We start from the raw sequence: 21,085 nt of genomic DNA, 5'->3' as shown, positions 1-21,085 counted from the left end.
CAGCCGTGCCTGAGGCGATCCTGAACGTCGGGTGCGCGGCCCCGTGTCCACCGCTACCGCGAGGGCACTCGACCCCGGGTCAGGTGTAGCGCGCCGCGACCGCGCCGGCCCGGGCGCCGTAGCCGCCGCCGAACATGCAGGCGTGCACCAGCAGCGGGAACAGCTGGTGGATGCCCAGCCGGTCCTCCCAGCCCTCGGCCAGCGGGGTGGCCTCGTCGTAGGCCGCCATCACCCGCGGCAGGTGGGTGAGGCCGAAGAGGTGGAGCATCGCCAGGTCGACCTCGCGATGGCCGCCGTGGGCCGCCGGGTCGATGACGTGGATGGCGAGGTCCTGGCCCCAGAGGCAGTTGCCGTTCCAGAGATCTCCGTGCAGCCGGGCGGGCTGCTCGTCGGGCAGCAGGTCGGTGAGCCGGCCGACGACCGCCTCGACCGAGGCGGCGTCCTCCTCGGTGATGGCGTCGCGGTCGCGGGCGAGCTTGAGGTAGGGCAGCACCCGGCGCACGGCGTAGAACTCCGGCCACGAGCCGGCGGTCTTGTTGGGCAGCGGCAGCCGCCCGATGTAGCCGTCGTGGTCCAGCCCCCAGCCGTCGGCGCCGGCGGCGTGGGTGGTGGCGAGCTGCTGGCCGAACGCGGCCGCCGCCTCGATCGGGGTCTTGGCGCTCTGCTCGACCCACTCGAGGATCAGGCAGTCGCTGGCCGCGCCGAGCACGTCGGGCAGCGGCACCCCGCCCTCGACCGCGGAGAGCCAGCGCAGGCCGGCGGCCTCGGCCTCGAAGAACCCCTCCGGGGCGTGCGGCAGCGTCTTCATCAGGGCGGTCTGCCCGGTCGAGAGCCGCAGCCGGGTGGCGGTCGCGATGTCACCGCCGGCCACGGGCGAGGTCGCCACCACCGACGCGCCGAGGAGCTCCTCGGCGCGCTTGGCGACCAGCGGCTGGCGAGCCATCAGGCGCGGGGCCCCAGCGCACCGTCCAGTGCGGTCACGATCGCATCGCTCGTGCGCTCGACCATCGCCAGCACCTCCTCGAACCCGTCGGCCCCACCGTAGTACGGGTCTGGTACCTCGCCACCCGGATCGACCGGATCGAGGTCGCGGAACAGCCCGATCCGGTCGCTGCGCCCGCCGACGTCGGCCAGGTTGGACCCGTCCATCACGAGCACCAGGTCGTACGCCTCGGGCCAGGTGGCGTCGTACTGCTGGGCGCGGTGCCGGGTCGGGTCGTAGCCCGCCGCGGTGAGCGTGGCGGCCGCGCGGTCGTCCATCGGGTTGCCGACGTGCCAGCCGCCGGTGCCCGAGGACCGGACCTCGACGCGGTCGTCGAGCCCGGCGTCGGCGAGCCGGCTCTCCAGGACGACGTGCGCCATCGGGGAGCGGCAGATGTTGCCCAGGCACACCAGCGCGATGCGGTAGTGGCCGGGGATGCGGGGATCGGGCAGCCGCACGCGCCTCAGTCCCGGGCGGGCAGGGCGGTCCGGACGCCCCAGCCGACGATGGTGACGACGATGGCGCCGACGAGCGCGTTCCAGAAGCCGTCGACGTGGAAGCCGAGGTCGAAGGCGTCCGCGAGCCGGGCGGTCAGCAGCAGCATCAGCGCGTTGATCACCAGCAGCAGGAAGCCCAGCGTGAGGATGATGAACGGCAGCGAGAGCAGCTTGATGACCGGCTCGATGAAGGTCGAGACGAGGCCGAGGATCAGCGCCACCACCAGCAGCGGCACGATCTTCTCCTGCAGCTCGGCCTGCCCGTTCCTCGGCCCGTCGAACCAGATGCCATCGAGCAGCTGCGCCGCCACGGCGAGGCCGGCGGCGTACGTCAGCAACCACGTCACGAAACGCATGGGTAGGACAGTAGCCAAGCCACCCGTCCTCGCGACCTCCGCCGGCTGAGCAGCGAGCGCCAGCGAGGACCCCGCCGGTTGAGCAGCGAGCGCCAGCGAGCGTGTCGAAACCAAGGGTGCGTGGTGGCCTCGGTTTCGACACGGGCGCCGGGGCGCCCTGCTCAACCAGCGGCGGGTGGCTACCCTCGCCCGCGTGGTGACGATCGGCGGGACGGGCGTGATGGTGCTCGGCGGTCTGCTCGCCGCTGTCGTCGCCGTCCTGCTCGCCGTGGTCGCCCGCCGGTGGCTGGGCACCGTTTCGGCGGTCGCCGTCGCGGGGCTGCTCTGGTCGCTGGTCGCGATCGCCCTGGTCACCCTCGTGCCGACCCGCCCCGACGTCGGGATCGTGCCGGCGGAGGGACGCAGCGAGACCTGCTCGTGGGACTACGGCGGCCCGTCGGGGACGACGTTCGAGGTCTTCGGCCTCGACCAGCGGACCCTCAACGTGCTGCTCTTCGTCCCGGCCGGCCTGTTCCTCGTGCTGGCGGTCGGACGCTGGTGGTCGGGCGTCGTGCTCGCGCCGCTCGGCCTCGCCGCGCTGGCGGCGTACAGCCTCGGCATCGAGTTCCTCCAGCTCCAGCTGGCCCGCCTCGACCGCGCCTGCGACGTCACCGACATGGTCGACAACGTCCTCGGCGCCGCGATCGGCTTCGCGATCGGGCTCGTGCTGCTGCCGGTCGTGAGGCCGTGGCGGGGGCGGAAGCCGGCTCACTAAGGTCGGGGCCATGACCACGAGTCCCCAGCCCCGGCCCAACGTGCTCGCCATCCCCGCGTACGTCGCCGGCAAGCCGCCCGTCGCCCGACCCGGGCTGGCGTCGTACAAGCTCTCCTCCAACGAGAACCCCTACCCGCCGTTGCCCGGCGTGCTGGAGGCGGCGACCGAGGCGGCGGCCGCGATGAACCGCTACCCCGACATGGGCAGCACCGCGCTCTACGCCGCGCTCGGCGAGGCGATGGGCGTGCCCGTGGAGGACCTGGCCGCGGCGACCGGGTCGGTGGCGCTGATCTACCAGCTCGTCAACGCCTTCTGCGAGCCCGGCGACGAGGTCGTCTACGCCTGGCGCTCCTTCGAGGCGTACCCGATCGCCGTCACCGCGGGCGGCGCGCGCAGCGTGCAGGTGCCGGTGACCGCGGACGGGCGCCACGACCTCGACGCGATGGCCGCGGCGGTCACCGACCGCACCAAGGTCGTCATCGTCTGCACCCCGAACAACCCCACCGGTCCCGCGGTCACGCAGGCCGAGCTGGACGCCTTCATCGCGAAGATCCCCACCCACGTGGTCGTCGTGGTCGACGAGGCCTACCTCGAGTTCGTGCGCATGGACGACGCGATCGACGGCATCGCCACCTACGAGCGCCACCAGAACGTCGTGCTGACCCGCACGTTCTCCAAGGCCTACGGCCTCGCCGGCTTCCGGGTCGGGTACGCCGTCGCCCCCGCGCCGCTGGCCGCCGCGCTCCGCGCGGTGTCGCTGCCCTTCGGTGTCAGCCACGTCGCCCAGGCCGCCGCGATCGCCTCGCTCGAGGCGCGGGACGAGCTGTTCGCGCGGGTCGCGGACCTCGTCGAGCGTCGGGCGGACCTGATCTCCCGGCTGCGCGAGGTCGGCTGGGAGCTGCCCGACGCGCAGGGCAACTTCGTCTGGTTCCCCCTCGGCGACCGCGCCCTCGACTTCGCCGCGGCGTGCGGGGAGGTCGGCGTCTCGGTGCGGCCCTTCGCCGGCGACGGCGTACGCGTCAGCATCGGCGAGGCCGAGGCCTTCGACCGCGTCGTCGAGGTGGCCGCCCGCTTCGCGCCCTGAGGGCGCCGCGCATCCTCGTCGTAAGGTTGAAGGGTGAACGACAAGGCGAGCTACACCAAGCAGGGCGAGCCGTTCGAGCGCGACATGACCTACCTCCCCGACCGCATCCTGGCGGGGGAGCGGTCGGCCGACCCGCTCGACGAGGAGTTCCCCAGCGGCTCGAAGGACAGCCCGCGCGACGTCCCGGTGTGGGAGGCGACCCCCGGCCGCTACCGCCTCGTTGCCGCACGCGCCTGCCCCTGGGCGCACCGCTCGATCATCGTGCGCCGCCTGCTCGGCCTCGAGGACGTCATCTCGTGGGGTGCCCCCGGCCCGACCCACGACCAGCGCAGCTGGACCTTCGACCTCGACCCCGATGGCCGCGACCCGGTGCTCGGCATCGAGCGGCTCCAGGAGGCGTACTTCGCCCGCGAGCCCGGCTACCCGCGCGGCATCACCGTGCCGGCGATCGTCGACGTCGAGTCCGGCAAGGTCGTCACCAACGACTTCCCGCAGATCACCCACGACCTCTCCTTCGAGTGGCGCGAGCACCAGCGCCCCGACGCGCCGGACCTCTGGCCCGAGGACCTCCGCGCGGAGATGGAGCCGGTGATGAAGCGGATCTTCACCGAGATCAACAACGGCGTCTACCGCTGCGGCTTCGCGGGGTCCCAGGAGTCCTACGAGGACGCCTACGACCGGCTCTGGACCGCGATGGACTGGGTCGAGGAGCGGCTCGCCGACCGGCGCTACCTGATGGGTGACCGCCTCACCGAGGCCGACGTCCGGATGTTCACCACCCTGGTCCGCTTCGACGCGGTCTACCACGGCCACTTCAAGTGCAACCGCAACAAGCTCACCGAGATGCCGCACCTCTGGGGCTACGCCCGCGACCTCTTCCAGACGCCCGGCTTCGCCGACGACGTCGACTTCGACCAGATCAAGAAGCACTACTACGTCGTCCACGAGGACATCAACCCGACCGGCATCGTGCCCGTCGGCCCGGACGAGTCGGGGTGGCTCACGCCCCACGGGCGCGGCTGATCCTCACTCAGGCGGCGGCGTCGGGCTCGTCGGAGGCGGGCTGGGCGTCGGTGTCGGAGTGGGTGTGGGCGACGGAGTCGGGGTCGGCGTGGGAGTCGGGGTCGGAGTGGGCGGCGAGGTCCAGGCAGGTCCCTGGCCGAAGCGTGCGAGCCGCGGCCCGTCCTTGGTCCAGCGGAGGCGGGCGAGGTAGAGCACCCGGTGCCCGCGGTCGAGGGTGTCGGTGTGCGAGGAGTACGACGACTCGCACGGTCCGTTGACCCCGTCGCACACCCAGCCGTGGACGAACAGCCGGTTCGGCGTGGTCGCGACGTAGTCGGCGCCGCCCGGGCCGCAGATCCCCGTGGTGGAGCGGTCCAGCAGCACGCGCTCGGGGGCCGACTGCCAGCCGCGACGGATCGAGACCGACTCCCGCCAGACGGTGCGGTAGCCGCAGCGCCCGAAGTCGCCGCGGCTGAGCAGCAGGTGGTGCCGGCCGCGGGCGTCGACGAGCTCCGGGTTCTCCAGGACGCCGGGGTCGCGCAGCACCTCGCGGCTCGGGCCGGCGGCGCGCAGCCCGCTGCGGGTCAGCCGCACCATCCGGATCGAGGACGGCGTGCCCTGGGTGCGGTAGAGCAGGAACCGCCGGCCGTCCGGAGCGACGTACGACGAGGGGTCGATGACGCCGCGCCGCGGGAGCCCCGCCTCGGTCGGCACGACGTCGCTGGCGGCCGCGGTCGACGCGCCGGCCGGGCAGGCCAGCGGCTGGGAGTGCAGCGGCGTGAACGGTGTCGACAGGTCCGGCGAGGTGGCCACCCCGATGCAGCGGTCGGTGAGGTTGGGCAGCCCGGTGACCGGGATCGAGTAGTAGGCCAGCCAGGTGCCGTCCGACGCCCGCTCGACCTCCGGCGCCCAGACGTCGCCGTTGCGCGCCCACAGCGGCCGAGAGTCGAGCAGCGGCGCGCCGGCGACCCAGCCGGCGTACTCCTGGGTGCTCGTGCTGGTGCCACCACGCCAACCGGTGCCCGCGGCGAACCACCGGGTCCCGTCGTGGACCACGGACGGGTCGGCGAGCGGCTGCTCCCAGAAGAGCGGGCGCGGCGGGAAGGTCGTCACGTCGGCCCGCGAGACGGGCGCGGAGGTGCCCAGCGCGAGCGCCGAGACGGCGACCGCGAGCAGCGCGCGGGTCACGTCTCGCATCCGCCCACACCCCCGTCTCCGGCACCTCGACAGGTCGTCAGGCTACGTCCGGTCTGGTCCGGTGGGCCGCTGATCGGCACGCGTCGTCCAGAAACGATCAAGCCACGCCGCACGCTTGACCGATCTTCGTGCAGGGGGCTTGGCGTGCGCCCCCGGCATCTCGATGCTGTGCGAAGAGCGTTCGCGGAAAGCACGGGGGTGTGCAGGGGGCCGCGGATACGGGAGGGCCGACGACACGTCGGACAGGGGGGCGACATGAGCCTCGTCGGTCCTCCCGGACTCTCACCTCGGGGTGACGGACGCCAGACGAGGGACGAACTCCGGGCGCACGCAGAACAGCCGCCCGAGCCTCCACCCCCCATGGAGGGAGCCGGCGTCGACGGATCACCCACGAGTCCATCGGCGCCGGCTCGTCTGCGCGCCCGCGTGCCTCTCCGGAGCGCCCCGGGGACCCCCTCCTGATTGGTGCTGGCAGGCTGCGGCCGATACGTTGAGCACCACCATGTGGTCGGGGTCACACACGCCGACGACCACGCTGCAAGCCGTCGGCGTCCGGCGATCCCGAGACCGCCGCTAGCTGTTGAAGGAGACTGCGTTGTCCGATCCTGCCTCCCCCGGGAGTGACACCTTCGGCCCCGACCTTGCGGAGGTCTTCGGGCCCTCCCAGTCCGACGGTGGCCCCGACCTCGTCCAGCTGCTGACGCCTGAGGGTGAGCGCGTGCACCACCCCGAGTTCGACCACGACTTCTCCGCCGAGGAGCTGCGCGGCCTCTACCGCGACATGGTGCTGACCCGGCGCATCGACGTCGAGGCCACCGCCCTCCAGCGCCACGGCGAGCTCGGCATCTGGGCCCAGCTGCTCGGCCAGGAGGCCGCCCAGATCGGCGCCGGCCGCGCGCTGCGCCCCCAGGACTACGTCTTCCCGACCTACCGCGAGCACGGCGTCGCCTACTGCAAGGGCGTCGACCCGCTGCGCCTCCTCGGCCTGTTCCGCGGCGTCGACCAGGGTGGCTGGGACCCCAACGAGAACAACTTCGGGCTCTACACGATCGTCATCGGCGCGCAGACCCTCCACGCCACCGGCTACGCCATGGGCATGCAGCGCGACGGCGTCGTCGGCACCGGCGACCCCGAGCGCGACGCGGCCGTGATCGCCCACTTCGGCGACGGCGCGTCCTCGCAGGGTGACGTCAACGAGGCGTTCATCTTCGCCGCCTCCTACAACGCACCCGTGGTGTTCTTCTGCCAGAACAACCAGTGGGCCATCTCCGAGCCGATCGAGCGCCAGACCCGCATCCCGCTCTACCAGCGCGCGCTGGGCTTCGGCTTCCCGGGCATCCGCGTCGACGGCAACGACGTGCTGGCGACGTACGCCGTCACGAAGGCCGCGCTGCAGCGCGCCCGCGAGGGCAACGGGCCGTCGTTCGTCGAGGCCTACACCTACCGGATGGGCGCGCACACCACGACCGACGACCCCACCCGCTACCGCCTCAACGACGAGCTCGAGCACTGGAAGCTCAAGGACCCGATCGAGCGCCTCAAGGTCTACCTGCGCCGCAACGGCCTGGTCGACCAGCAGTTCTTCGACGACCTCGACGCCGAGGCCAAGGAGCTGGGCCACCACCTCCGCGAGGGCTGCAAGGCACTGCCCGACCCGAAGCCGCTGGACCAGTTCGGCTACGTCTTCAGCGAGATGACCGACGAGATCGCCGCCCAGCGCGACGGCTTCGCCGCCTACCTCGAGTCGTTCGAAGGAGCCCACTGATGAGCAAGATCACCCTGGCCAAGGGCCTCAACATGGGCCTGCGCAAGGCCATGGAGGACGACGACAAGGTCCTCCTGATGGGCGAGGACGTCGGCAAGCTCGGCGGCGTCTTCCGCATCACCGACGGCCTGCAGAAGGACTTCGGCGAGGACCGCGTCATCGACAGCCCGCTCGCGGAGTCCGGCATCGTCGGCACCGCGGTCGGCATGGCGCTGCGCGGCTACCGCCCCGTCGTGGAGATCCAGTTCGACGGCTTCGTCTACCCCGCCTACGACCAGATCGTGTGCCAGGTCGCCAAGTACACCTACCGCTCGCAGGGCAAGGTGAAGATGCCGATCGTCATCCGCATCCCCTTCGGCGGCGGCATCGGCGCGGTGGAGCACCACTCGGAGAGCCCGGAGGCGCAGTTCGCGCACACCCCCGGCCTCAAGGTCGTGGCCTGCTCCAACCCGGTCGACGGCTACTGGATGATCCAGCAGGCCATCGCCCACGACGACCCGGTCATCTTCCTCGAGCCCAAGCGGCAGTACCACGCCGACAAGGCCGAGCTCGACGAGTCGGCGACCCCCGAGCCGCTGTTCACCTCGCGCGTGGTGCGGGCCGGCAGCGACGCGACCGTGCTGGCCTACGGTCCGACGGTCAAGACGGCGCTGAAGGCGGCCGAGGCCGCCGAGTCCGAGGGCCGCAACCTCGAGGTCATCGACCTGCGCACCCTCTCGCCGCTCGACATGGCACCGGTCTACGAGTCCGTACGCCGCACCGGCCGTTGCGTGGTCACCCACGAGGCCCACGTCAACCTCGGCATGGGCGCCGAGCTCGCCGCCCGGGTCACCGAGGAGTGCTTCTACTCCCTCGAGGCCCCCGTCCTCCGCGTCGGCGCCTTCGACACCCCCTACCCGCCCTCGCGGATCGAGGAGGAGTACCTCCCCGACCTCGACCGGGTGCTCGACGCCGTCGACCGCTCCTTCGGCTACTGAGCCCACGTCCGCTGGTTGAGCAGGTCGCGCAGCGACCGTGTCGAAACCAAGGACCTCCGAAAGGATCCTGATGTCTGAATTCCTCCTTCCCGACGTCGGCGAGGGCCTGACCGAGGCCGAGATCGTGGCCTGGAAGGTCAAGGTCGGCGACACCGTCGAGATCAACGACGTGATCGTCGAGATCGAGACCGCCAAGTCGCTCGTCGAGCTGCCCTCGCCGTTCGAGGGCACCGTCCTCGCGCTGCTCGTCCCCGAGGGCGAGACCATCCCCGTCGGCACCCCGATCATCTCGATCGGCGCCGAGGGCGAGGCCCCCGCGCCCACCGCCCCGACGGAGCAGACCGAGTCCGACCCCTACCTCGGCATGGCCGAGAAGGCCGGCGCGGCCGAGGCTCAGGTCGACCCGGCCGACATCGACCTGTCCAACCCGGCCGCCTCCGGCTCGATGGAGGGCGCGTCCCTCGTCGGCCGGATCAAGGCCGAGCGCGGCCCCATGCGTCGCGCCCGTCGCGGCTCGGCGTCGCCGAGCACGGTGGCCGGCGGCCAGACCCAGATGCAGGTGCAGGGCGCGTTCTCGCCCGGCGGTGCCCAGTCCGACGAGGTCATGCCGGCCGACGAGTCCCCGGTGCCGGCGACCGACCAGCGGGCGACGCAGGCCGCCCCGGCCGAGGCGCTGGTGCCGGCCGCGGCGCAGGAGCCGGGTGTCGTACGCGCCCTGGCGAAGCCGCCGGTGCGCAAGCTCGCCAAGGACCTCGGCGTCGACCTGACCACCCTCACTGGCTCGGGCCCGTCGGGCTCGATCACCCGCGACGACGTGCAGGGCGCTGCCAACGGCGCGGCCCCGGCCGCTCCGGCAGCCACCGTTCCGGTCGCCCCTGCGGCGGCACCCGGTGAGCGCGAGACCCGCGAGCCGATCAAGGGCGTGCGCAAGATGATGGCGACGGCGATGAGCCAGTCGGCCTTCACCAGCCCGCACGTCACCGAGTGGATCACCGTCGACGTCACCGCCGCGATGCAGCTCGTCGCGCGGCTGAAGAAGCGCCCGGAGTTCCGCGACACCCGGGTCAGCCCGCTGCTCGTACTGGCCCGCGCCGTCATCCTGGCGATGAAGCGCACCCCGGAGATCAACTCCTTCTGGGACGAGGCCGCGCAGGAGGTCGTCTACAAGCACTACGTCAACCTCGGCATCGCGGCCGCCACCCCGCGCGGCCTGGTGGTGCCCAACGTCAAGGACGCCGACACGCTGTCGATGACCGAGCTCGCGGCCGCGCTGGGCGAGCTCACCGCGACCGCGCGCGACGGCAAGACGCAGCCGGCGGAGATGGCGGGCGGCACGTTCACCATCACCAACGTGGGCGTCTTCGGCGTCGACGCCGGCACCCCGATCATCAACCCGGGCGAGTCGGCGATCCTGTGCTTCGGCGCGATCAACAAGCGGCCCTGGGTCGACGAGGAGACGGGCGAGATCGTCGTACGCGACGTCACCACGCTGGCGTTGTCCTTCGACCACCGCCACATCGACGGCGAGAAGGGTTCACGCTTCCTCGCCGACGGGGCGGGGTGGCTGAGCCCCCCCGGCACCGCGCGGCTCTTCGGCGCGCCCGGCCAATTCCACCCCCCCCCCGGGGTGGAAGTGCCCGGTCGGCGTTCGGGACGGGGACGGAGTGCCCGGTCAGCGGGGCCCATCGGGGTGGACATCCCTTTGTCACCCTCAGGGGTGTCCTGAGAGGATGTAGGGCGTCGGACTCGGCCGGAGAGGAGCAGCGGATGAACGACGGTGCCCCGGACACCACGCCCGGGGAGTCCTCGACCTCTGCGCTGCTGGCCCGGGCCCAGCAGGTCGCCGACCAGCTGGTCACCGAGGCCCGGCTCGAGGCCGAGCGGCTCACCGCCGACCTCGCCGACCTCCGCGAGGAGGCCCGCCTGCTGAAGGTCGAGGCCGAGCGTGACCGGGCCGAGGCAGGCCGGGCCCGCAACCAGGCCGAGCAGGTGCTGGCGGGCGCGTCCGAGGAGGCCTCGACGATCGTCCTCGACGCCAACGAGCAGGCCGCGCTGCTGATGAGCTCCGCGTCGAGCGCCCGCGACGAGCAGGTCGAGGCGGCCAGGGCCGAGGGCGAGAAGCTCCGCGCGCAGGCCCAGGACGACGCCATCGTGCTCCGCGCCGAGGCCCAGGAGCTGCGCGACACCGCGGCGCTCGAGCGCGCCGACCTCCTCGAGAGCGCCCGGTCCGAGTCCGAGTCGGCCGTCGCCGCCGCGCAGGAGGCCGCCGCCCGGCTGGTCGAGGAGGGCCGCACCGCTGGCCAGCAGCACCTCGACTCCGCGACCGCCGAGGCCGAGTCGCTCCGCGCCACCGCGTCCGTCGATGCCGCCCGGATGCGTGACGACGCGGGGCTCCACGTCGAGGAGCTGCGGCGTACGACCGGCGCCGAGGTCGACCGGATGCGCCAGGCCGCCGAGGAGATGCTGGCCGCCGCCCGGGTGGAGAGCGAGGAGAAGCTGCGCCACGCGGCCGAGCAGACCGAGTGGGCCACCCGCACCGTGGAGTCGGTCCTCGCCGGCGCCGGGACCGAGGCCGACTCGATCCGCAAGGCCGCCCACGCCGACGCCGGTGACCACGCCCGGCTCGTACGCCAGCGCGCGCACGGCGTCATCGCGGCCGTCAACGCCCGGGTGGCGCTCGAGCTCGCCGAGGCCAAGCAGCGCGCCGAGGAGGTCGCGCAGGACGCCTTCCACGCCGCGGAGGAGCGGCGGGCGGAGGCGCGTGCCGTCCTCGAGCAGGCCGAGGCAGAGGCAGTCCGGATCGTCGCCGACGCGACCGACGAGTCCGAGCGCGCCGTCGAGCGCCTCGAGCGTAGACGCGCCGAGGCCGAGTCCGGCGCGGCCAGCCTGCGCGCGCTGGTCGCCGAGGAGGTCACCCGCGCTCGTGCCGAGGCTGCCGAGGAGCGCCGCCGCGCCCGCGAGGAGTCCGTCGCGCACGTCGCGGAGGGCCGCGCGGAGGCCGACCAGCTGCGCGAGAGCGCCCGCCTCGCGCTCGAGCGCGCCCGCTCCGAGATCGCCCAGCTCCAGGCCAGGCGCGACGGCATCGTGGCCGAGCTCGGTCAGTGGTCCGGCGTCATCGAGGCGCTGTCCGTCCCCGAGACCGACCAGCCGAGCACCGTCCAGCGCGCCCCCGAACCCCACCCCTTCGCCCCCGAGTTCCAGCCCGACCAGGAGACCCCCGATGCCTGAAGAGTTGTTCACCACCGTGCGCCGCGGCTACGACCCGGCGGAGGTCGAACGAGCGTTCAGCGCCGCCCAGACCGAGCTCGCCGCCCTGCGCCAGCGCGTCGAGGCGGCCGAGCAGGCCGTCGAGCAGTCCCGCTCCGAGGCCGCAGCCTCCCGCGAGGCGCTGGTCTCCCGGGAGGCGCAGCAGCCGGAGCCGCCGACGTACGCCCACCTCGGTGAGCGCGTCGGGCAGATCCTGTCCCTCGCCGAGACCGAGGCCGCCGAGATCCGCGACCGGGTGGTCGGCGAGATCGAGGCGCTGCGCAAGGACGCCGACATGGAGGTCTCGGCGCTGCGGCAGGACGCCGACCGCTACGCCGAGGAGACCCGCCGCGACGCCGAGGCGGAGAGCGCCCGGCTGGTCGCTGACGCCCGGACCGCCGCCGACTCCGAGCGCGACGCGGCCGAGCGTGACGCCTCCGCCCGCCGGGCCGAGGCCGAGGCACTGCACGAGGACCAGCGCGCCAAGGCCGCCCAGGCCGCGGCCGACTTCGAGACCACGCTGGCCGAGCGCCGGCAGAAGGCGACCTCGGAGTTCCAGGCACAGCAGGCCGCCACCCAGGCCGAGCTCGACGCGATGACCGCGCGCAACCGCGACGCCGAGTCCGCGATGGAGCGCAGCCGCGCCGAGGCCGAGGCCCGCATCGCACGGATGCTCGCCGATGCAGAGGAGCGCTCGACCGCGATGGTCACCGAGGCCCGGGCGACCGCCGACCGCGTGCGCGCGGAGTCCGAGCGCGAGCTCACCGCCGCCGCCCAGCGTCGCGACAGCATCAACGCCCAGCTCTCCAACGTCCGCCAGATGCTCGCCACCCTCACCGGCACCGTGCCCGGCATGGTGCCCCCCGAGCCCGCCGCCGAGCCCGCCGCCCAGGTGGCTGCCGACGAGGCGCCCGACGGTCCCGCCGACGAGCCCGAGGCCGTCACCGAGGCCGAGGTCGTCGAGGCCCAGGACGAGGCGGCCGCCGAGCAGGCCGAGCGCGCCGACACGCCCGACTCCCCCGAGGAGCGGTGATCGAGGGGGATTCCGACAGCCCGGAATCCCCCTGGACCACCGCCGAACCGGGCGAGCGGTGGCCCACCGACATTCGTACGGCCGGAAATGTAGGTGGACCACCGCCCGGGCGTACGACAACGCCGCCCCCGCGAAGATCAGACGTAGCGCCGGGCCCGCTTCTCCGGCGACCCCGGGCCGGCGGCGAGGAGGGCGCTGAGCTCGTGCTCGAGCACGGCGCCGACGCGGTGGCAGAAGTCCTCCGCCTCGTCGGCGGCGTCGGGCTTCTCGGCCACGATCCGGTCGACGATACCGCGGCGGTAGAGGTCGATCGCCCGCACCTGCTGGGCGCGCGCCATGTCGGCGGCGTGGTCGAGGTCGCGGTGCACGATCGCCGACGCGCCCTCGGGGGGGAGGGGCGAGAGCCACGCGTGCTGTGCGGCGACGACCCGGTCGGCGGGCAGCAGCGCGAGGGCGCCGCCTCCGTTGCCCTCGCCGAGCATCAGGCACAGCGTGGGCGCGTCCAGCGTCACGAGGTCGGCCAGCGACCGGGCGATCTCGCCGGCGAGCCCGCCGTTCTCGGCGTCGGCCGACAGCGCGGCGCCCTGGGTGTCGATCACCGTCACCAGCGGGAGCCCGAGCTCGGACGCCAGCCGCATTCCGCGTCGGGCCTCGCGCAGCGCCTCCGGCCCGAGCGGGTGGTCGGTCGTCTGGCCGCGCCGGTCCTGGCCGAGGAACACGCAGGGCGCCTCGCCGAAGCGGGCCAGCGCGATCAGCAGGCCGGGGTCGGCCTCGCCCTGCCCGGTCCCGTTGAGGGGTACGACGTCGCTGGCGGCGTAGCGGAGCAGCCGGCGCACGCCCGGCCGGTCCGGCCGCCGCGACCGGGTCACGCAGTCCCACGTGTCGACGTCGGGGACGTCCTCCTGGCCCGGGTCGGCCACCGGCATCACGCCCTCGCGCGCCGCCATCAGGATCGTCAGCGCCCGGTCGAGGATGTCGGCGATCTCGTCGGGTGGCAGGACCGCGTCGATGATGCCGTGGGCGTACAGGTTCTCCGAGGTCTGTACGTCGCTGGGGAAGGGCTTGCCGTAGAGCGCCTCGTAGACCCGGGGACCGAGGAAGCCCACGAGGGCGCCCGGCTCGGCGACGGTGACGTGGCCGAGCGAGCCCCACGACGCCATCACGCCGCCGGTGGTCGGGTGGCGGAGGTAGACGAGGTAGGGCAGTCCCGCGGTGCGGTGCGCGGCGACCGCCGCAGAGATGCGGACCATCTGCACGAAGGCCGGCGTGCCCTCCTGCATCCGCGTGCCGCCACTGATCGGGGCGGCCACGAGCGGCAGCCCCTCGCGGGTCGCGCGCTCGATCCCGGCGACGATCCGGTCGGCGGCGGCGCGGCCGATCGAGCCGGCCAAGAAGCCGAACTCGCCCACCAGGACGCCGATCCGGCGCCCGTGCATCCGGGCCTCGCCCGTCAGCACGGACTCGTCGACGCCCGACTTCTCGGCCGCGGCCGCCAGCTCGGCGGCGTACTCCTCCGAGATGCCGTGTCTGGCGGGCGGGGTGTCCCACGACGACCACGAACCGGGGTCCAGGACGAGGTCGATGAGGTCGCGCGCACTCAGTCGTTCGCTCATTGCGCGAGGTTAGGCCATCCCCGGCTGCGGGTCAGGCCTTCGGCACGCCTGGCTGCGGTGTGGTGCGTCCGGTGATCCAGGCGTCGAAGAAGGCCGACAGCTCGCGGCCGGTCTCCTTCTCCCAGTGGTCGAAGACCTGTTCGCGGGTCACCGAGGTGCCGTCGTTCTCGGTGAGCCACGAGCGGGCGATCCGGTAGAACTCGTCGTCGCCGAGCTCGAGCCGCAGCTCGTTCCACATCAGGCCGGGCGAGGTGTAGATGTTCGACCCGCCGAACTGGCGCGGGTCGTAGTCACCGGGCGGGCCGTAGTCGTTGCGCAGCGCCTGGTCGCTCGCGCGGGCGTTGGTGACGCTCACGCGCATCGGCTGGATCTCGTGCTCGTCCTGGTAGATCCACTGCATCAGCATCGTCATGCCCTCGTTGAGCCACACGTCGCGCCAGTCGCTCGGCGAGACCTGGTCGCCGTACCACTGGTGGACGAGCTCGTGGGCGATGACCGCGGGCGACAGCACGTAGTCGTTGTTGCCGAGCGTGACCATGGTCTGGGTCTCCATGGCGCTCATCGAGTCGGTGACGACCAGGCCGAGCGAGTCGAAGGGGTAGGGGCCGAGCTTGGACTCGATCCAGTCGACCGACGCGGCAGCGCCCTGGACCTGCTCGAGGTGCTGCGCCAGTCCGCGCGGGGTCCAGTAGTCGACGCGCATGCCGCTGCTGGTGGTGTTGCTGCTGTGGGCGTAGTCGCCGATGGCGAGCGTGATGAGGTACGACGACGCGGGCTCGGTGAGCTGCCAGGAGGTCGTGGTGCCGGCGTCGTCGGTGGTGAGCTCGGTGAGGTGGCCGTTGGAGATGCCGGTCCACGGCGCGGGCGCGTGCACGGTCACGTCGTACAGCGCCTTGTCGGACGGCTGGTCGTTGACGGGGTACCACGTGTAGGCGCCGTAGGGCTCCTGCATCGTCCACACCTCGCCGGTGGGCGTGATCGTGAAGCCGGTGGTGGAGAAGTCGCGCCGGGTGGTGGGGGCGGGCGCGGGCTCCGGCGTGCCGACGTAGTCCAGGCTCAGCTGGTAGCGCTGGTCGGCGGTGACCGGCGCCTTGACCACGAGGTCCTTGCCGCGCCGGGCGAAGCCGACGACCTCGCCGTCGAGGGAGACCTCGCCGACGGTGAGGCCCGGGCCGAGGTCGAGCTGGAAGCGCGGGGCCCTGCGGGTGGCGCGGAAGTCGATGACGGCCTCGCCCTCCAGCCGCTTGTCCGCCGGATCCCAGGTGAGGTCGAGGTCGTAGAGCAGGGCGTCGACGCGCGGGTCGCCGACGTCGGGGTAGACGCTGTCCTCCACCGGCTCCGAGAGCGCGAGGTCGAGGTCCTGCTCGACGGCGTCGGTCACCGGGGCGGGCGACGTCGGCGCGAGGACGTCCTCGGTCGACCCGCTCGTCGTGGTGGCCGACGGCGGCGCGAGCTCGTCGGCGGCGTCCTGCTCGGTCGAGCAGCCGGCCAGCAGCACCACCATCGCCGCGACCCCGAGTCGAGTGCGCAGCCGCGCGGCGACTGCTGCCGCGGGCGCACTCGACCGGCGCGGCAGGGTCATCTCTCGCCCCGCAGCAGCGGCCGGGCGAGCTTGCGGCCGTGGTGGATCTGCGCCTTCACGGTGCCCAGCGGGGCGTCGACCAGCGCGGCGATCTCGTCGTAGGGGAGGCCGTAGACGTCGCGCAGCAGCAGCGGCTCGACGAACTGCGGGTGGTCGCGCTCGATCGTCTCCATCGCCTCGAGCAGGTCGAGCCGGGTGCCGGCGATGACGCTCGTGGTGCGCGGGTCGGGACGGTCGTGCGCGCCGTCCTCGAAGTCGGTCGGCGTGGCCAGGTTGCGCAGCCGGCGGTACGTCGTCCGCGCGCTGTTGACGGCCACGATGTGCAGCCACGTGGTGAAGCGGCCCCGGCCGCCCCAGCTGCCGATCTTGGTGGCGACGTTGAGCATCGCCTCCTGGCAGGCGTCCTCGGCGTCGCCGGAGTACGGGAGCACCCCGCGACAGATGTTGAGGACGCGCGGGCGCACCTCGGACAGCAGCCGCTCCAGCGCGTCACGGTCGCCGTCACGCGCGTCTCGGGCCAGTGCGTCGATGTCGTCCGGCGCCAGTGCGGCCCCGCCGTCCCCCGAATAGCTCACGCCTGCACGATAATGCCCGGGTGTCCGCTCCTTCTCGTCTCGGTCGGTATCCGGTGCGCCGTCGCATCGGGTCCGGAGCCTTCGCGACCGTCTGGCTGGCCTACGACGAGCACCTCGACTCGCCCGTCGCGATCAAGGTCCTCGCGGACAACTGGACCGGCGACCTGCACATCCGGCAGCGCTTCCTGGAGGAGGGCCGGTTCCTCCGCAAGGTCGAGTCGCCGCACGTGGTGACCGTCTACGACGCCGGCGAGCTGGCCGACGACCGCCCCTACCTCGTGATGGCGTACGCCGACCAGGGCACGCTCGCCGACCGGCTCGAGCTGTCCGCCCTGGAGCCCGCGCAGGCCCTCACCGTCATCGCCCAGGTCGGCCAGGGGCTCACCGCCCTGCACGACCGCGGCGTGCTGCACCGCGACATCAAGCCCGCCAACGTGCTCTTCCGCACGATCGAGAACGGCCGCGGCTCGCAGGTCGTCGCGATGGTCGGCGACCTCGGGCTCGGCAAGGCGATGGACATGTCGTCCCGGCTGACCATGGTCGGTGGCACGCCGACGTACGTCGCCCCGGAGCAGGCGCTCGGCGAGGGCCTCGACCCGCGGGCCGACCAGTTCTCCCTCGCCGCGCTGAGCTACTACCTGCTCGCCGGCCGCCAGCCCTACGACCACAAGAGCCTCTCCGCGGCCGAGGACCCCGCGCCCCCGCCCCCGATGGAGATCGACAACCCCGACGCCGAGGCCGTCGTGCTCAAGGCGCTCTCGAAGGACCGGGACGACCGCTACGAGGACGTCGCGTCCTTCGTGGGCGCGCTGGTGGACGCCCTCGGCGGCGAGATGGACGAGGCCCCGCAGGCGTGGATCCCGCCCGACCCCGAGCTCACCCAGGCGGCCGGCCGTCCGGCGAGCACCGGCATCGCCGCCAGCCTGCCGCCCCTGCCCGATGCTGTACGCCGTCGCACGTGGCCGTGGGTGGTCGCCGGGGTGCTGGCGCTCGTGGTCGGTGGCGGCGTCGGCTGGTTCCTCGAGCGGGCCGCGACGACCGACCGCACCGTCGACGACGCCACCGGCACGATCTCGGTGACCGTGCCCGAGGCCTGGACCGCGCAGGTCGATCCCGAGCCGTGGACGCCCGCCGACGGCGAGCAGGAGCAGCCCTCCATCGCCGCCGGCGTGCGCGCCGGCTGGAACACCGACACCGAGCCCGCCGAGGGCGTGTTCGTCGGGCTGCTCGAGGGCGAGAAGCTGCCGACGCGCGTTCCCCAGCACCCGGCCTGCGAGACCGCGCGCAAGCCGGTCTTCGACGAGCGCAACGGCGACCGCTCGATGACCGTCTTCTTCAACGGCTGCCCCGAGGTGGACTACACCGTCGAGCGCGTGGTGCAGGTCAACGAGAGCCAGCTGCTCTGGGTGCAGGTCCGCAGCGACGACCGCGCGACTGCCAACCAGGTGCTGGATGCCGTCAAGGTCTCCGGGATGGGGATCTGAGGGGCTCTCAGCCCAGCTCGATGCCGGCCGCCACGCGGGCGACCAGGTCGGCCATGCCCGCGTCGTCGACCTCGCGGCCGGTGACCGCGATCTCGACCTGCGCGTTGTCGGAGCCGGTGAGGTCCAGCCAGGTGAGGTAGCCGTGCCGCAGGTGGTTGGACGTCACGAAGGTGAAGTGCAGCAGCCCGTCGTCCTGGCTGAGGATCTCGACGTTGTCCTCGTCCTCGTCCAGCTCGGCGATCCTGTTCTCGAGCGTCCACTGGATCGAGCGGCGGTTGCTCAGCACCTGCTCGACGCGCAGGACGTAGCCGAAGTCGGGCTGGTCGGGCGGTCGCCACTGCCACTCGTTGAGGGAATTGACGAAGAAGTCCCAGCCGCGGGGCACCGGCAGCGACATCTGGAAGTCACCGGTGCCGACGCTCGTGCGGACCAGGTCGAGCGACGGGGCGAGCGGCGCAGTCGGGGGATCGGGCAGCAGCTCGGGGACCGGGTCGACGGGCAGGCTCGGCGACTGGGCGGCCACTGGCGCCGCGGCACCGCTGCCGGGCGGGTGCTCGGCGACGACCAGGGAGATGCCGAAGCCCGCCGCGGTGCCCAGCACCAGCAGCAGTCCCAGCGCCAACGGGCCTCGCGTCCTCACAGTCACGGATCCAACCAGCTACTCGACGGGTCCGCCGGTCGCGCCGCGCATGCCTTCGGCCACACGATCGATGAGGTCCTTGCTGCCGGGGACGTCGCGCTCGCGCCCGTGCACCACGATCTCGACGTCCGCCTGGCCGCTGGAGTCCAGGTCGAGCCAGCGCATGAAGCTGTGGCGCGCGTTGCCCTCGTTGCTGCGGTAGGTGTACTCGAGCGAGCTCGCGCCGCGGTCGACGATCACCACGTCCTCCTGCTCGGCGCGCAGCCGCTCGACGCGGATGTCGATGGCGTCCTCGATGGTGATGTCCTGGCTGTCGATCTGCTCCACGCGCATGACGTAGCTGTTGTTGGACGTGCCCGGCGCCTTGAACTTCATCTCGTTGGAGGCGTTGGCGTTGGTGCGCCAGCCCACCGGCACCGGGAACAGGATCTCGAACTTGCCGGTGCCCATCGTGCCGGTGGTCATCGGGATGCCCGGCTCCAGCTCGGGGTCGTCCGGGTCGGGCGAGTAGGGGCGCGGCGCCTCCACCGGGGGATCCGGGCTCTCGAGCGGCACCGGGACCGGCACCCCGGCCCCGATGCTGGTGTCGCGGGTCTGCGCGGACGCGGCGTAGCCGCTCCCGGCCCCGATCGCCAGGAGCGCGACCAGCACCGCAGGCCCCTGCCATTCCATGGGCACAACCTATCCGGAGGGCCTCGCGCGGCGGTCGCGGCACGACCTCCTACGGTGGCCCCATGCTCCTCCGCAACGCCCGCCTGGTCGCCGTCACCGAGCCCGTGCCCGGACCCGTCGACGTGCGGGTCGAGGGTGGTCGCGTGGTCGAGGTCGGCCCCGGCCTGACCGCCGGCACGGGCGAGACGGCGTACGACGTCGCGGGTGGCTGGCTGATGCCCGGCCTGTGGGACCAGCACGTGCACCTCGGCCAGTGGACGCTCGCCTCCGCGCGGCTCGACCTCGGCCCGGCGCGGTCGCGCGAGGAGGCGGTGGCGCTGGTCCGCGAGCGGCTCGAGCAGTGGCCCGACCTGCCGGTCATCGGCTGGGGGCACCGGCCGACCGCGTGGCCGGACAACCCGACCGTGTCCGACCTCGACGCGATCGGCACCGACCAGCCGGTCGTGCTCATCGCCGGCGACGGGCACCACGGCTGGCTCAACACGATCGCGCTGCACATGCTGGCGCTGCCGATCCGCGACAGCGTGGTCAGCGAGGGCGAGTGGTTCCAGGCCTACGGTCGGCTCGCCGCCGTCGTCGGCTCCGACGGCACCGGCCCGGAGGCCTACCGCCGGTCGATGGAGGCCGCCGCGGCGCAGGGCGTGGTCGGGGTCGTCGACCTCGAGTTCAGCGGCGGCGTGGCCGACTGGGCGGCCCGCTGGGCCGGCGGCGCCGACCTCATCCGCGTCCGGCACGCCTGCTACGCCGACGGCCTCGACGACGTGCTCGCGCGCGGGCTGCGCTCGGGCGACCCGCTGGCCGGCGACCCACGGCTGACCATGGGACCGCTGAAGATCATCAGCGACGGGTCGCTCAACACCCGCACCGCCTGGTGCTGCGAGCCCTACGCCGAGAAGGCCGTGCCCGGCTTCGAGGAGGGCCAGCCCAACCAGACGCCCGCCGAGCTGCGCGACCTGCTCGCCCGCGCCGCCGCCGGCGGGCTCGACGTGGCGGTGCACGCCATCGGCGACCGGGCGGTCACCGAGGCGCTGGCGGCCTTCGCCGACACCGGCGCCCGCGGCGGGATCGAGCACGTCCAGCTCACCACCCGCGACGACGTACGCCGGATGGCCGAGCTGGGTGTCCGGGCGAGCGTCCAGCCGGCCCACCTGCTCGACGACCGCGACGTCACCGAGCGGCTCTGGCCGGGGCGGGCCGAGCGCTGCTTCCCGCTGCGCTGGATGCTCGACGACGGCGTGGAGGTCGTGCTCGGCTCGGACGCCCCGGTGTCGCCGCTCGACCCGTGGCTCGCGATCGCGGCGGCCGTGCACCGCTCGGGCGACGATCGCGAGCCGTGGCACCCCGAGCAGTCGATCACCGCCCGGGAGGCGCTGGCCGCCTCGACCGACGGCTGGGGCACCGTCGCCGCCGGCCACCCGGCCGACCTGGTGCTCCTCGACGCCGACCCGCTCGAGGGTGCGTCCGACCGTGAGCACGGTCTGGCGCTGCGGGGCTTCGCCGACAACGTGGTCGCGACCTGGGTGGCGGGGGAGCCGGCGTACGAGCGCAGTGGGACCAGCATGTGACCCGGGCCACGTAGCCATCCCGGTCGATGTGAGTAAGGTAAGGCTTACCTAATTCCTTCGT

The 21,085-nt window shown here is 73.1% G+C and carries 19 protein-coding genes; 10 read left to right on the top strand and 9 right to left on the bottom strand.

Features of this window, described 5'->3' with window-relative positions; all coding sequences use genetic code 11:
• Positions 1–79 precede the first annotated feature (79 nt).
• The 3 genes from ACE3QY_RS15005 to ACE3QY_RS14995 are packed head-to-tail and all read right to left on the bottom strand — an operon-like array spanning position 80 to position 1,835.
• The gene (locus ACE3QY_RS15005; RefSeq protein ID WP_374456839.1) at positions 80–943 is read right to left on the bottom strand and encodes a fructosamine kinase family protein; all 864 of its coding nucleotides are present in this window, start codon (positions 941–943) and stop codon (positions 80–82) included.
• A complete protein-coding gene (locus ACE3QY_RS15000) occupies positions 943–1,440 on the bottom strand; it encodes a low molecular weight protein-tyrosine-phosphatase (protein WP_374456838.1) in 498 nt (165 codons plus the stop codon). The genes ACE3QY_RS15005 and ACE3QY_RS15000 overlap by 1 nt, the downstream gene beginning before the upstream one ends.
• Positions 1,441–1,445: 5 nt before the next feature.
• Positions 1,446–1,835: a phage holin family protein gene (locus tag ACE3QY_RS14995; protein ID WP_374456837.1), complete on the bottom strand. Its 390-nt coding sequence runs from the start codon at positions 1,833–1,835 to the stop codon at positions 1,446–1,448.
• A 193-nt stretch (positions 1,836–2,028) separates the two neighbouring features.
• On the opposite strand from ACE3QY_RS14995, the gene ACE3QY_RS14990 reads away from it, so the two are divergent.
• Genes ACE3QY_RS14990 through ACE3QY_RS14980 form a run of 3 tightly spaced genes read left to right on the top strand, consistent with a single transcriptional unit; the run spans position 2,029 to position 4,696 of the window.
• On the top strand, positions 2,029–2,589 hold the full coding sequence (locus ACE3QY_RS14990; protein ID WP_374456836.1) for a VanZ family protein: 561 nt from the start codon (positions 2,029–2,031) through the stop codon (positions 2,587–2,589).
• A gap of 10 nt (positions 2,590–2,599) precedes the next feature.
• Positions 2,600–3,673, top strand: coding sequence for a histidinol-phosphate transaminase (gene hisC, locus ACE3QY_RS14985; protein ID WP_374456835.1), 1,074 nt, complete (start codon positions 2,600–2,602; stop codon positions 3,671–3,673).
• A 33-nt stretch (positions 3,674–3,706) separates the two neighbouring features.
• Positions 3,707–4,696 (top strand): glutathione S-transferase family protein, encoded by a 990-nt coding sequence (locus tag ACE3QY_RS14980; protein WP_374456834.1) that lies wholly within the window; start codon positions 3,707–3,709, stop codon positions 4,694–4,696.
• Between the two features lie 3 nt (positions 4,697–4,699).
• Here ACE3QY_RS14980 and ACE3QY_RS14975 read toward each other — a convergent pair whose 3' ends face one another.
• On the bottom strand, positions 4,700–5,872 hold the full coding sequence (locus tag ACE3QY_RS14975) for a family 43 glycosylhydrolase (RefSeq protein WP_374456833.1): 1,173 nt from the start codon (positions 5,870–5,872) through the stop codon (positions 4,700–4,702).
• 694 nt (positions 5,873–6,566) lie between these two features.
• Here ACE3QY_RS14975 and pdhA point away from each other — a divergent pair.
• From pdhA to ACE3QY_RS14950, 5 genes are all read left to right on the top strand, one after another.
• Positions 6,567–7,637, top strand: coding sequence for a pyruvate dehydrogenase (acetyl-transferring) E1 component subunit alpha (gene pdhA / locus ACE3QY_RS14970; RefSeq protein ID WP_374456982.1), 1,071 nt, complete (start codon positions 6,567–6,569; stop codon positions 7,635–7,637).
• The gene (locus ACE3QY_RS14965; RefSeq protein ID WP_374456832.1) at positions 7,637–8,614 is read left to right on the top strand and encodes an alpha-ketoacid dehydrogenase subunit beta; all 978 of its coding nucleotides are present in this window, start codon (positions 7,637–7,639) and stop codon (positions 8,612–8,614) included. The genes pdhA and ACE3QY_RS14965 overlap by 1 nt, the downstream gene beginning before the upstream one ends.
• Positions 8,615–8,684: 70 nt before the next feature.
• Positions 8,685–10,340, top strand: coding sequence for a 2-oxo acid dehydrogenase subunit E2 (locus ACE3QY_RS14960; RefSeq protein WP_374456831.1), 1,656 nt, complete (start codon positions 8,685–8,687; stop codon positions 10,338–10,340).
• 41 nt (positions 10,341–10,381) lie between these two features.
• A complete protein-coding gene (locus ACE3QY_RS14955; RefSeq protein WP_374456830.1) occupies positions 10,382–11,842 on the top strand; it encodes a hypothetical protein in 1,461 nt (486 codons plus the stop codon).
• Entirely contained in the window at positions 11,835–12,893 is a 1,059-nt protein-coding gene (locus tag ACE3QY_RS14950) for a hypothetical protein (protein WP_374456829.1), read from the top strand. The genes ACE3QY_RS14955 and ACE3QY_RS14950 overlap by 8 nt, the downstream gene beginning before the upstream one ends.
• Positions 12,894–13,030: 137 nt before the next feature.
• Here ACE3QY_RS14950 and ACE3QY_RS14945 read toward each other — a convergent pair whose 3' ends face one another.
• The 3 genes from ACE3QY_RS14945 to ACE3QY_RS14935 are packed head-to-tail and all read right to left on the bottom strand — an operon-like array spanning position 13,031 to position 16,663.
• Positions 13,031–14,506, bottom strand: a complete 1,476-nt coding sequence (locus tag ACE3QY_RS14945) for a carboxyl transferase domain-containing protein (protein ID WP_374456828.1) — start codon at positions 14,504–14,506, stop codon at positions 13,031–13,033.
• 31 nt (positions 14,507–14,537) lie between these two features.
• Entirely contained in the window at positions 14,538–16,088 is a 1,551-nt protein-coding gene (locus ACE3QY_RS14940) for a M1 family metallopeptidase (RefSeq protein ID WP_374456827.1), read from the bottom strand.
• On the bottom strand, positions 16,085–16,663 hold the full coding sequence (locus ACE3QY_RS14935) for an RNA polymerase sigma factor (RefSeq protein WP_374456826.1): 579 nt from the start codon (positions 16,661–16,663) through the stop codon (positions 16,085–16,087). The genes ACE3QY_RS14940 and ACE3QY_RS14935 overlap by 4 nt, the downstream gene beginning before the upstream one ends.
• Positions 16,664–16,716: 53 nt before the next feature.
• On the opposite strand from ACE3QY_RS14935, the gene ACE3QY_RS14930 reads away from it, so the two are divergent.
• Positions 16,717–18,147: a serine/threonine-protein kinase gene (locus ACE3QY_RS14930; protein WP_374456825.1), complete on the top strand. Its 1,431-nt coding sequence runs from the start codon at positions 16,717–16,719 to the stop codon at positions 18,145–18,147.
• A 7-nt stretch (positions 18,148–18,154) separates the two neighbouring features.
• Here ACE3QY_RS14930 and ACE3QY_RS14925 read toward each other — a convergent pair whose 3' ends face one another.
• Positions 18,155–18,787 (bottom strand): hypothetical protein, encoded by a 633-nt coding sequence (locus ACE3QY_RS14925; protein ID WP_374456824.1) that lies wholly within the window; start codon positions 18,785–18,787, stop codon positions 18,155–18,157.
• A gap of 18 nt (positions 18,788–18,805) precedes the next feature.
• Positions 18,806–19,459, bottom strand: coding sequence for a hypothetical protein (locus ACE3QY_RS14920; protein WP_374456823.1), 654 nt, complete (start codon positions 19,457–19,459; stop codon positions 18,806–18,808).
• A gap of 62 nt (positions 19,460–19,521) precedes the next feature.
• Between ACE3QY_RS14920 and ACE3QY_RS14915 the strand changes: the two genes are divergently transcribed.
• Positions 19,522–21,024: an amidohydrolase gene (locus tag ACE3QY_RS14915; protein WP_374456822.1), complete on the top strand. Its 1,503-nt coding sequence runs from the start codon at positions 19,522–19,524 to the stop codon at positions 21,022–21,024.
• Positions 21,025–21,085 lie beyond the last annotated feature (61 nt).

Origin of the sequence: Nocardioides sp., assembly GCF_041913365.1 — a bacterium.
Classification (GTDB): domain Bacteria; phylum Actinomycetota; class Actinomycetes; order Propionibacteriales; family Nocardioidaceae; genus Nocardioides.
Note: the sequence above shows the minus strand (reverse complement) of the source record. Positions and strands in the feature narration are given on the sequence as shown.